This is a genomic window from Myroides indicus (genome assembly GCF_004364575.1).
GTDB classification, from domain to species: Bacteria; Bacteroidota; Bacteroidia; order Flavobacteriales; family Flavobacteriaceae; genus Flavobacterium; species Flavobacterium indicum_A.
The window spans coordinates 21,245-32,459 of sequence record NZ_SOAG01000032.1; the positions used below are offsets into that span (position 1 = coordinate 21,245).

Genomic DNA, 11,215 nt, shown 5'->3' on the forward strand with positions numbered 1-11,215 from the left:
ATCTCTGTTATCTGAATTGTTTTTCCAGCTGACTAATCACTTGTATCGCGGTTTCGTAATCTCTGTGTATATCTGCTTGTGCGGAAGGTGCATATCGTGCCCATTCGCAACTATTTTTCAAATCCATAAAATTCTTAATAGAATCGATATCAATTTGTTTTTCGGTTAGAATTTCTCTAATATTTTCGTTGCTCATCTCACTGGTTTCAATGTTGAGCTTGGCCTTTAAAAAGTTGTGTAAGCAGCGTTCTAGAGCTTCATAAAACAGTGTTCTGTTTTTTAGGTGCTTTTTAGCTTCTCCAAGGTATTTTTTGGCCAGTTTATTATTTCTTCGCAATCGATTACCTTCTAAATCTCCGATTCTCTTGCGTTGTTGCTTAACTGCAAATGCAAAAAGAGGAATGGCTATAAAAGGGACCACCGTTAAAATATAGAATAGGTTGGTTTGCCAATATTTGTTTTTATAAGCTGTTATAAAAGAAGCTTTGGGTTTGATTGGTTGAAAAAGCTCGCTGTCATCTACAGTATCTGTACCTATAACTTCTTTATTCGTGGGTAGAGTAGGTCCTTCTAAAACACTTATTTTTATACTATCTGTAGAAATTGTTTTATATTTTTTAGAAGCAATGTCAAAATAAGAAAATTCCATAGGTTCGATAGTATATTCTCCTTTGTATTGTGGTATGATAGTATATTTATTGCTTCGTTTTCCCTGCATCCCAAAATACCCTGAATTCAGTCTTTCTGTGTATTCCGGATCATAAATTTCCAAAGACGAATGGGCGACTGGTTCAGGAATCATCACTAAATTCAGGTTCCCTTTGCCAGAAACTTCTACTGTTAAGTTCAAAGGTTCTCCGGCTTTTAATTCAGTTCGGGAAGGAATTGCTTTAAATGAAAAATCACCGACACCACCTGAAAAATTAGCGGGCTGATTTTGTAGCGGAAGTTCTTGAACATTAAGAGTGATTCTGTTAGAGCTGAAATCCTTTTCTATATAGCCATATTCGGGGAAACCGAAAAAATCTCGTCTTCCGGTCGGAACTTCGGCTTGTATATTTAACGTCAAAGGTTTGATTTGTAACTTTCCTACTTCTTGAGGCATTAAAACGTCTTGTTTTAAGATGATATAGTTGTAATCTTGCCCTTTGTATTTACCTATTTTTACTTCTGGGCGTTGAGGTAATTCTACGTTATAAGTCCAGAATTTATCATAGGTAGGTATTTCTTTTCCTCTATAGCCGGCAATATTGGTATTAAAATATAATTTGTAACTTACTGTTACGGGTTCATTAATATAAGGGTTCGTTTTGGATATTTCTGCAACAAGATGGATTCCATCTAACGAGCGTTGTTGCGCCTGATTAATTCTTTGGCGAGGATCCTGTCTGGCAACTTCATCGGTTATATTGACGGTAAGTGGTTGTGTTTTATAAGTTTCGCCGTCAATAACAATAGAAGCAGAACCAATTGAAATTTTTCCTTTTCTTTTGGGTTGTAGGATGTATGAATATGACTTTTTAAAACTTTTTTGTCCGTTGATCCACGAATGGCTTACGGATAGGTTTGGACCGCTTAATAAGGTAAAATCGTTAAACCTTGGAGGAACGAAATTGTCCCCATCGCTATTCATAGAAAATTCTATAGTTACATTATCGTTTAGAGGGATGTTTTCTTTGTTTGCCGTTGCCTCAAAACTTACCTGCGCAAAGATGGCTTGCGTACAAACTAAAACAGCAAATAAAATATAGTGGTGAAGTGTTTTCATCTTTACAATTTTACCAGTCTTTTTTTCTTGCTCCTTGAACGGCTTCTGTTTTTTCTCCTTTTTTGTCTTTATTAATAAGGCGTTGCTGTACAGCTCTTTCATCCCTGTTTACTGCATCAAGTAAACGTTCCATTTGTTCTTTACTTTGTTTCTCCTGTTGTTCTTGAGGTGATGGCTCAGGTTTATCTTTTTGATCTTGATTGTCCTTATCTTGATTTTGATTGTCTTGGCTGTCTTTGTTATCCTGATTTTGCTGATCATTTTGATCTTGGTTATCCTGATCGTTTTGGTTGTCTTGATTTTGATTGTCCTGGTTGTCTTTGTTATCCTGATTTTGCTGATCATTTTGATCTTGATTATCCTGATTGTCTTGGTTATCTTGATCTTGTTGCGGATTTTCTTCGTTTAATTTTTTAGCAACTGCATAGTTATAGCGAGTTTCTTCATCCTTTGGATTATTGCGCAAGGCATTTTTATAAGCTTCTTCTGCTGCTTTATAATTTTTATCTTTCATGTATGCATTTCCCAGATTGTGATACGCTTGGTGTTTTTCTGCTTTGGTCTGTGCTTTTTGTGCAGATCTTAAATACGCGCTAACGGCTTCATTATTTAATTTTTGCTTATATAACGAATTGCCCATATTGTAGTCAGCTGTTGCTTTTTCAGGGCTTTTAGAGTTGGCTATTCGATAAGATGCTTCTGCCTGAGAGTAATTTTTTTGTTGGTAATTTTCATTTCCTGTAGACAGTGCTCTTCCGGTTGACTGGCTATAAGCCGTCAATGAAATTAAAGTCATTATAGTGATGTAAAGAAAATTCTTCATAATATCTTGTATCATTAACTTATCCTCTCTCATTGAAAAGGTTTATTTTTTTCATCCACAAGGTTTTGCGTTCCAATATAAATAAATCTATAAATAGCAAAATAAAAGCAAAGCCTAAAAACCATTGAAACTGGGATTGGAATTCTGCGATTTGCTGGGATTCAAAATCCGTCTTTTCGATTTTGTTTAATTCATTTTTGATTAAATCTACTATTTCCTGGGTATTAGAACCGTAATAATACTTTCCTCCTGTTGCTTCGGCAATATGTTTTAGCGTATTGGGATTGAGTTGGGTAATAACGATTTCGTTGTCCCAATCTCTTTTGTATTCTACTCCTTTTGAAGTTCTGATAGGAATAGGTCCTCCTTTTTCAGTTCCTACTCCTATAGTAATGATCTTGATGTCTTTGGATTTTGCAATGGCAATAGCTTCATCCATTTCCTCGCCGTGATCTTCGCCATCAGAAATCAGAATCATTACTTTGCTGGTTTTGGCGTTGTCATAATAGTTGCTGGCAACATATATTGCATCTTCAAAAGCAGTTCCTTGAGAAGAGACCATGTCTGTATTCATGGATTGAAGATACATTTTGGCGGCGTAGTGATCTGTGGTAATCGGCAGCATCGGAAATGCACTTCCGGCATATCCCACAATTCCAACTCTGTCTGGACCTAGATTGCTGATAATTTGAGAAACCAGCTGCTTCATTTTTGCAAGTCGGTCCGGTGCCATATCTTGCGCCAGCATACTCTTAGAAACATCCAGCGTAAAAACAATATCAACTCCCTGTCTTTTTACAGTCATAATCCTTGTTCCTATTTTTGGATTTACTAATCCTATAACAATTGCAGTAAGGGATATTAAATACAAAACTGCTTTGATAATTTGTTTGTTTTTGGATTGATTTGGTGCTAAAGTCTGCATGGCTTTGGCAGAAGCAAAATCTTTTTGTTTTTTCTTTTTCCACAATAGATCTGCAATAAACAGCAGAGCCATCAATGCAATAGCGATGAATAGAAAAAAATATTTTTTACTGTCTAATTCCCACATAATGTCTTAAATAAAACCTCTAAAAAGTGTTTTCTGCAAGATGAAATCAATACAGAGCAATACAAAACTGATAAGTGCCAAAAGATGAAACTTTTCATCCGTATTGACAAATTTTTGTTCGTCAATTTTTGTTTTCTCCATTTGATTGATTTCTTCGTATATTTCTTTTAAACTCTTCGTATCTGTTGCTCTAAAATATTTTCCGCCAGTTTTTTGAGCAATATCTTTCATCAGCTGTTCGTCAATTTCAACGGGTACTTTGTCATAAACAATTTCTCCGTTTGGTCTAATCCCTACGGGAGATTCTGCCAGTCCGTTAGTTCCTATACCGATAGTATAAACTTTGATACCGAATTCTTTTGCAATTTCTGAAGCCAGATTAGGATCAACAGTTCCGGTATTATTAACTCCGTCTGTCAGCAAAATAATAATTTTACTTTTTGCAGGACTATCTTTTAACCGATTTACAGCCGTTGCAAGTCCCACGCCTATGGCTGTTCCGTCTCTTAAATCATCAGAGTATTTAATATCTCTCAGAGCATTTAATAAAAGCGTTTTATCGCTGGTTACAGGCGTTTTTGTATAAGCTTCTGCTGCATAAATTACTATTCCTATCCGGTCAGTGATACGCTGGCTTACAAAATCTGCTGCAACTTCCTTTAGTGCTTCTAATCGATTCGGTTTTAAATCTTTAGCAAGCATACTCCCCGAAATATCCATTGCCATAAGAATATCTATTCCATGTGTGGAGTGTATTTGATGGTCGACACTGATAATTTGAGGTCTTGCCAAGGCGATAATTAATCCGCTAAACGCCAAGATTCGCAAGACAATTGACAAAGGGATGAGTTTTATCAAGAATGATTTTTGAGCTAAAACTCCCTCGGTAGAACTCAGTTTAATATTAGCTTTTTGCTTTTTCTTATTTTTGTACCAAATTAAAAAAGCAACTGGCAACAGTAGAAAAAGCCAAAAAAACTCTGGGTTTAAAAAGGTTATATTTTTCATGGTTTTTCTTCTTTTTTATACTGCATTGAATCAAAAATACGTTCTGCGAGCTGAGGTGCGGTAGTATCGCTTTCTAAGTAAAATATCCACGCCTGGTCTCTGTTGATGCCGGATTTTGTCATCACTCCTTCAAAAACTATTTTTTCTTCCTTTTGGTTGACAGGGTTCGAAAAAATAAAATTTCCTTTTACTTCCACTCCTCTTATCCCATTTGCGTTTTCAAAATCACTCGTTTCAAAATCTATATCTTTTGCTCTGAAATTTTGAGTAAGAATACGAATGGAATGGTCTGTGATTTCCTTATCTGTATATTTAAATTCCTTGTTGGTTTCTACAATATTCAGAATAATATATAATGGATCATTAATGGAAGCATATTTAAACTGCTGGATAGAGGCTACCCCTTCTAAAGCACTTTCCTGAATGGTTTTGTCATTTTTTCGAAACAATACTTCTGGTGTAGAAATTGTTATTCCCGGATTACTGCCATATGTGCTGGTGATCCACTCTTTATTCATCAGTTTTTTAGTACTGTTGAAGGTGAGTAAATGCCAATCACGCTCGGCTGATATATTAATTAAATATGCAATTCCGGATATTAAAATCAATGATGCAGAAACGGATATAGGAACCCAGATGCGGAGGCGTTTTCTTTTGCGTTTTCTTTCTTCTCTCAGTCTGATACGTTCTGTTTGCGTAGCTGCTGAAATAGGGTAGGCAATGTTTATTTCATCTACAATATTCTGAATTTTAGATGTATCGGCTGTGATTTCTCCTTCTGTGGGCTGTGACTTGGCAAATTTTACCAAATCGGCAGTATCCAAAACGCGTTTAAATTCCCGTATTATTTCAGGGCGAAGTTTTATTTTCTTGTCTTTTAAAGTATTCTTTAAGATAGATATAATCTCAAAAGTGGTTAACTCCCTGGCAGATATGTCAAATGTATCTTCAATAAAAGTTCGGGCAATATCTGTCATGTCGGAATAATAAGGTTTGGCGTCTCCTCTTGTCCAATTTTTTTTCTCTTCTAGCTTTTTGAGTTTTTTAACTGCTTTTTCATAAGGGGTTTTATATTTATCCTCTTCGGTAAGGTTGGCATCCTGACGTTTTTTGATGATAAAGTAAAGTCCTAAACCAACTAATACGGCTAAAATAATAAATATAAGATAAAACCATTTTGAAGAAAAAGAAGCATCTGCAGTGGAAATTCCTTTTATTTCATAAAGAGGAGTTTTGAGCGTGTCTACCTCAATATCAGTAACCTGAATGTAAATAGAGTCTGTTTTAAACATTTTTGCGTCGACAATTACAGGAAGCTGAGGAACTGAATATGAACCGGCGTTAAATTGCGTCAGATCGTATTTTTTAATCAGTTCCATATAATCACTTTTTAGCAAAGTGTCAACCGGATAAGAGTCTATTACTTCAAAATCTCCTAGCTGGGGAGAATCAGGAAAGAGAACTTTACTATTCTGGTTTGTGTGCGTTTTAATGGTAAGAGAAAAGGCATCGCCTATTTTTATATTAGTCGTATCTACCTGAGTTTCTACGGGATTTTGCCCCCAAGCCCAAGCAGAGTAAAATATCAAAACAAGTATGTGTATAAGGTTGTGTTTCATTTTTGTCAAAAGCTTTTATTATCTTGATTTGAAATATCCTAATAATTTTTTCACATAACTTTCACCTACTTCGATGTTGATTATTCCTGCACCGCATTTTTGAAAGAGTTTTGAAAAATTGTTTTCTTGCTCTAAAAAATGGGCTGTATAGGCTTTTCTGACGGCGCTGTCTGATGTGTTGATAATTTGTTCGGAGTGAGATTCGGAATCCACTACATGAATTAATCCTACATTTGGTAGCTCTTTCTCTCTTTTGTCATAAATCCTGATCCCGGTTATATCATGCTTTTTAGCTGTTATTTTAAGTGTATGTTCAAAGTTTGGAGTGATAAAGTCAGAAAGAATAAAAACAATAGCTTTCTTTTTCATTACTTTAGAAAGATACTCTAAGGCAACGGCTAAATTTGTTTTCAAACTCTTAGGCTTAAAATCTAAAAGTTCTCGAATAATGCGCAACACATGCGTTTTTCCTTTTTTGGGCGGTATATAAAGCTCAATCTGATCCGAAAACAGCATTAGGCCTATTTTGTCGTTGTTTTGCGTTGCAGAAAAGGCAAGAGTGGCAGCCAGTTCTGTTACGATTTCTTTTTTGAATTCATCCAAAGAACCAAAGTTTTCAGAACCGCTGACATCAACAATCAGCATAAGCGTAAGTTCTCTCTCTTCTTCAAAAACTTTAATATATGGTTCATTGTAACGCGCGGTTACATTCCAGTCAATAGACCTAACATCATCACCAAACTGATATTGGCGAACTTCTGAGAAAGTCATTCCTCTTCCTTTAAAGGAAGTGTGATATTCTCCTGAAAAAATATGATCGCTTAACCGCTTGGTTTTGATCTCAATTTTTTTGACTTTTTTTAATATGTCTTTGGTCTCCATGATGTTATTTTCCAAATTTGTTCAGCTCTAAAAACCCATTTGTACTCAAACAAACAGGTTTTTGTCATTGTGTACTAATCTCGATTGCAGATTAAGGCACTTCTATTTCATTTACAATTTGATTGATAATATCAACAGATGTAATGTTTTCAGCTTCAGCTTCGTAAGTTACTCCGATACGATGGCGTAATACATCAATAACGATGGCGCGAACATCTTCCGGAATCACATAACCTCTTCTTCTGATAAAAGCATAACACTTTGCTGCAGTAGCAAGATTGATACTTCCACGAGGAGAAGCTCCGAAGCTAATCAGCGGTTTTAATTTTTCAAGCTTGAATTGTTCAGGATAACGGGTAGCAAAAATGATATCCAAGATGTATTTTTCTATTTTTTCGTCCATATACACTTTTCTTACCACCTCTTGCGCTTTTTTGATTTGTTCAAGTGAAACCACCGGATTGATTTGGGCTCTTTCCCCTGCTAAGTTTTGACGAATCACCAAGCGCTCTTCTTCAAGTTTAGGATAATCGATGACTGTTTTTAGCATAAAACGGTCCATTTGCGCTTCTGGCAAAGGATAGGTTCCTTCCTGTTCAACAGGATTTTGAGTAGCCATTACTAAAAACGGCTGATCAAGTTTAAAGGTATCATCGCTGATAGTAACTTGTTTTTCCTGCATCGCTTCAAGCAGGGCGGATTGTACTTTTGCCGGAGCACGGTTAATTTCATCAGCTAAAATAAAGTTGGCAAAAATAGGTCCTTTGCGTATAGAAAAATCATTTTCTTTCACATTGTAGATCATTGTACCGATAACATCGGCAGGAAGCAGATCAGGAGTAAACTGGATACGGTTAAACGATCCGTGAACTGCTTTTGATAAAGTATTTATAGCTAGAGTTTTGGCTAGCCCGGGAACTCCTTCCAATAAAATATGTCCTTGTCCCAGTAATCCTATTAAAAGACGATCAATCATGTGCTTTTGACCGACAATAGCCTTATTCATTTCTAAGGTAAGAATGTCTATAAAAGCACTTTCTCTTTCTATTAACTCGTTAAGTTCGCGAATGTCATAATTTGAACCTGTTGTTTCCATGTTTGTCGTTATAGTTTTTGTCTAAAAAAATGTTGTTTTTTAATTGTTACCGCAAATTCAAAAATTATTCTGTATTAAGTTGTTAATAGATGGTTAAATGTAGTTTGCTGATTTGTGATTTGGGGTTGAATTATGAGTTTCTTTTTATAATTTTAAGAACAAAAAATAATTTGTCGTGATTAATAAGAGATTACTTATTAAAAATTTACTAGCCTATTATGATGAAAATAGTTTCTATGATAAAAAAAGGCAGTTAAATCTACATACAAAATCGGGAAAAGCAAAATTTCTGAAACACATAAGTGCTTTGTCTAATTCCAATCCGGAAAACAATGCTTATTTGGTCGTTGGTATTGAAGATCAAGACAATCAGATTACTGGAGTAGATTTTTATGATGACAGCAAGATTCAGAATTTAGTCAACGCTTATTTGAGTAATGCTCCCATCATTACATATGAGAATGTTCCTTTTTTGGATTTGCCGGAAGGAAAAGTTGTGGGATTGGTTACTATTGCTCCGAATCAATTGCAAACAGTGTTTAAACGACCAATTTCAGATATAGAGGGAGGAACTTATTTTATGCGGCAAGGAAGTACTTCCGTGCCCAATGAACAAGCTGTTATTGCTAATAACAAAGAAATCGTAAACAGTATAGAAAAAAGTTCTCAAAACAACCTGACTAATATTTTAGAAGGTGTAATTACTTTTATGACAGAAACGCATCGAGACTTAAAACCGCGATATTGCGTCTTTAAAGAGCAGTTTATTATTTGTTGGGCAGCAACTAAAAAAATGGTCAGAGGAACTCCATTTTATTCCAGAATGGACATTGAGTTTATAAATGAGCAGATTAAACTTTTTTATTCCAATTTAGATGCAGTGACTGTTTTTTACAATGACAATGAATTTGTAATAACAGAATACTTAAATCTGGGATTGAATGACAGAACGAGTTATTATCCGTTTGAGGAAGTTGTAATTCAGTTTTTTGACAATGGGAAATATACTATTTCAAATCGGGTTTTATTTGAAGCACCAAAATATAATCAAAATATCTTACAGCACATTTACAGAAATAGCTTAAAAGTCATCAATAAAATCAATTCAGGCGAAAAGCTTTCGGTGAAAGAAGAAAAATTACTAAACAGATTGTGCTTTAATATGATGCTTTGCTTTTTGAATGGATTTTATGAGGCAAAAGACCAGCTTATCAGCGTTAAAGATTATTTAAAAAGAGCTCAGGATCCACAGTTGTTCATCGCTTTTAAGGAAGTAATGCGTATTTTGCGAAAATTGAAATATGAAACTGAACAAAATGAATAGAACACTGGTGGTCGGGGATATACATGGAGGTTATAAGGCTTTGTTACAGGTTTTAGAAAGAGCAGGAGTAACCGAGCAGGATCATCTGATATTTTTGGGAGATTACGTGGACGGTTGGAGTGAGTCGGAAAAAGTAGTTGACTTTTTGCTTGAATTGCAAACCCGACAAAATTGTATTTTTTTGAGAGGCAATCATGAAACGCTTCTTGTAAAATGGCTGAGAACGCAACAGGAAAATAAGGTATGGGAGATGAATGGGGGAGAGGCATCTATAAAATCATATCAAAACTTATCACCTAAGAAAATAAAAGAACACTTAACTTTTTTCGATACGCTGAAAAAGTATCATATAGATGATAAAAACAGGCTTTTTGTACATGCCGGTTTTACCAATCCTAAGGGAATAGACTTTGAGTTTTTTGAGGAATATATCTATTGGGATCGTACTTTGTGGGAAACAGTGATGGCAATAAATCCAGATCTTCCTTCCAATAGTGCTTTTTATCCTAAAAGGTTAAAACATTATCATGAAATTTTTATAGGACATACGCCGGTTACTCATTTTGGATTTACAGAGCCCACTTGTTTTGCGAATGTATGGAATATAGATACAGGAGCTGCTTTTTTAGGAAAAATAAGTGTGATGGATGTAAATACTAAACAATCTTGGCAAAGTGATATCGTAGCAAAACTATATCCAAATGAAGCAGGAAGAAACCATAAATAAACAGTGTTTTTTATATATTTGCTGAAAAGGAATTAATATGAAAAAATTTGTTGTACTAGCAGTATTGCTATGCGGGGCTTTTTCAGCTCAGGCTCAGGCTCTTAATGAGGTAAAGATAAATATTCTGAATACTATAATGATGGCTTCTTTTGAGATGGGATATGAGCGTTTTATAGATCATAATCAATCTGTGGGGGCAGACTTGTATATAAATGATCGATTTTCATATTATAAAGAAAGTAAAAGCAAAGATCAAAAATTTAAAGCTACTAGTATTGGAGTAAACTACAATTACTATTTTGGGGGAGCTAACGGAGCTAATGGAAGCGGATATGTGGTAACTCCATTTTTAAAATATCGATTTGGAAGTTTTGAAGAAAATACTTTTGATGAATTAGAGCAGGTGTATATCAAAAAAACAGATATAGACAGCTTTATTGTCGGTTTAGGCATTGGATATAAATGGACCATGGGAGATTCTTTTGCTATTCAGCCATTTGCTAATATTGCCCGAAATTTTAGCGATGAAGTTCAGGATCGTTTTTCTGCAATTGAATTTAACGCAGGTATAAATATAGGGTATAGGTTTTAATGTAAAAATAAAATAAGAATACACTATATATTTTATCTACAGATATATACTTAACAGTGAAAAATATTTATTTTAGGACAAAGAAGACAAATTTCTTTCTGATTTTTTAAGTCACAATACTCACATAACAAAAACAGACCGGATTTACTACAGTAAATCCGGTCTGTTTTTGTTATTAATTTAGAATTTAATCCTTCACCGTCGGACAATTACAATCCAGGGGAGATTTCTTGCCAAAGAGATTAAACCCTATCCCAAACTGATGGTAGCCGCCTTTCTCAAAAACGATGTCTCCCATCACGTGCGAATACGTATAACTGATCAT

General features: G+C 34.9%; 10 protein-coding genes. 3 read left to right on the plus strand and 7 right to left on the minus strand.

Features of this window, described 5'->3' with window-relative positions; translation table 11 throughout:
- Positions 1-7: 7 nt before the first annotated feature.
- The 7 genes from C8P70_RS12010 to C8P70_RS12040 form a co-directional block, all read right to left on the minus strand.
- A complete protein-coding gene (locus C8P70_RS12010; RefSeq protein WP_133713561.1) occupies positions 8-1,768 on the minus strand; it encodes a BatD family protein in 1,761 nt (586 codons plus the stop codon).
- Between the two features lie 10 nt (positions 1,769-1,778).
- Entirely contained in the window at positions 1,779-2,624 is an 846-nt protein-coding gene (locus C8P70_RS12015; protein ID WP_243832705.1) for a tetratricopeptide repeat protein, read from the minus strand.
- Positions 2,611-3,642: a VWA domain-containing protein gene (locus C8P70_RS12020; RefSeq protein WP_133713563.1), complete on the minus strand. Its 1,032-nt coding sequence runs from the start codon at positions 3,640-3,642 to the stop codon at positions 2,611-2,613. Before C8P70_RS12020 ends, C8P70_RS12015 begins: the two co-directional genes overlap by 14 nt.
- A gap of 6 nt (positions 3,643-3,648) precedes the next feature.
- Complete coding sequence (locus C8P70_RS12025) at positions 3,649-4,650, minus strand: vWA domain-containing protein (RefSeq protein ID WP_133713564.1); 1,002 nt, start codon at positions 4,648-4,650, stop codon at positions 3,649-3,651.
- Complete coding sequence (locus tag C8P70_RS12030; protein ID WP_133713565.1) at positions 4,647-6,269, minus strand: BatD family protein; 1,623 nt, start codon at positions 6,267-6,269, stop codon at positions 4,647-4,649. Before C8P70_RS12030 ends, C8P70_RS12025 begins: the two co-directional genes overlap by 4 nt.
- A gap of 18 nt (positions 6,270-6,287) precedes the next feature.
- The gene (locus C8P70_RS12035) at positions 6,288-7,151 is read right to left on the minus strand and encodes a DUF58 domain-containing protein (protein WP_133713566.1); all 864 of its coding nucleotides are present in this window, start codon (positions 7,149-7,151) and stop codon (positions 6,288-6,290) included.
- A gap of 91 nt (positions 7,152-7,242) precedes the next feature.
- On the minus strand, positions 7,243-8,247 hold the full coding sequence (locus tag C8P70_RS12040; protein WP_133713567.1) for an AAA family ATPase: 1,005 nt from the start codon (positions 8,245-8,247) through the stop codon (positions 7,243-7,245).
- A 175-nt stretch (positions 8,248-8,422) separates the two neighbouring features.
- On the opposite strand from C8P70_RS12040, the gene C8P70_RS12045 reads away from it, so the two are divergent.
- From C8P70_RS12045 to C8P70_RS12055, 3 genes are read left to right on the plus strand one after another with little or no spacing between them, the layout of a single operon-like run.
- Positions 8,423-9,571 carry a DUF5929 domain-containing protein gene (locus C8P70_RS12045; protein ID WP_133713568.1) on the plus strand — a complete coding sequence of 383 codons (1,149 nt, stop codon included), beginning with the start codon at positions 8,423-8,425 and terminating at the stop codon, positions 9,569-9,571.
- Positions 9,564-10,298: a metallophosphoesterase family protein gene (locus C8P70_RS12050; RefSeq protein ID WP_133713569.1), complete on the plus strand. Its 735-nt coding sequence runs from the start codon at positions 9,564-9,566 to the stop codon at positions 10,296-10,298. Before C8P70_RS12045 ends, C8P70_RS12050 begins: the two co-directional genes overlap by 8 nt.
- 37 nt (positions 10,299-10,335) lie before the next feature.
- Complete coding sequence (locus tag C8P70_RS12055) at positions 10,336-10,890, plus strand: DUF3575 domain-containing protein (protein WP_133713570.1); 555 nt, start codon at positions 10,336-10,338, stop codon at positions 10,888-10,890.
- Positions 10,891-11,215: the final 325 nt, after the last annotated feature.

Excerpts from the sequence above, each read along its gene's own strand:
- C8P70_RS12030 (WP_133713565.1), bottom strand. The coding sequence starts at position 6,269 with ATGAAACACAACCTTATACACATACTTGTTTTGATATTTTACTCTGCT.
- C8P70_RS12040 (WP_133713567.1), bottom strand. The coding sequence starts at position 8,247 with ATGGAAACAACAGGTTCAAATTATGACATTCGCGAACTTAACGAGTTA.
- C8P70_RS12010 (WP_133713561.1), bottom strand. The coding sequence starts at position 1,768 with ATGAAAACACTTCACCACTATATTTTATTTGCTGTTTTAGTTTGTACG.
- C8P70_RS12035 (WP_133713566.1), bottom strand. The coding sequence starts at position 7,151 with ATGGAGACCAAAGACATATTAAAAAAAGTCAAAAAAATTGAGATCAAA.
- C8P70_RS12025 (WP_133713564.1), bottom strand. The coding sequence starts at position 4,650 with ATGAAAAATATAACCTTTTTAAACCCAGAGTTTTTTTGGCTTTTTCTA.
- C8P70_RS12050 (WP_133713569.1), top strand. The coding sequence starts at position 9,564 with ATGAATAGAACACTGGTGGTCGGGGATATACATGGAGGTTATAAGGCT.
- C8P70_RS12015 (WP_243832705.1), bottom strand. The coding sequence starts at position 2,624 with ATGAGAGAGGATAAGTTAATGATACAAGATATTATGAAGAATTTTCTT.
- C8P70_RS12020 (WP_133713563.1), bottom strand. The coding sequence starts at position 3,642 with ATGTGGGAATTAGACAGTAAAAAATATTTTTTTCTATTCATCGCTATT.
- C8P70_RS12055 (WP_133713570.1), top strand. The coding sequence starts at position 10,336 with ATGAAAAAATTTGTTGTACTAGCAGTATTGCTATGCGGGGCTTTTTCA.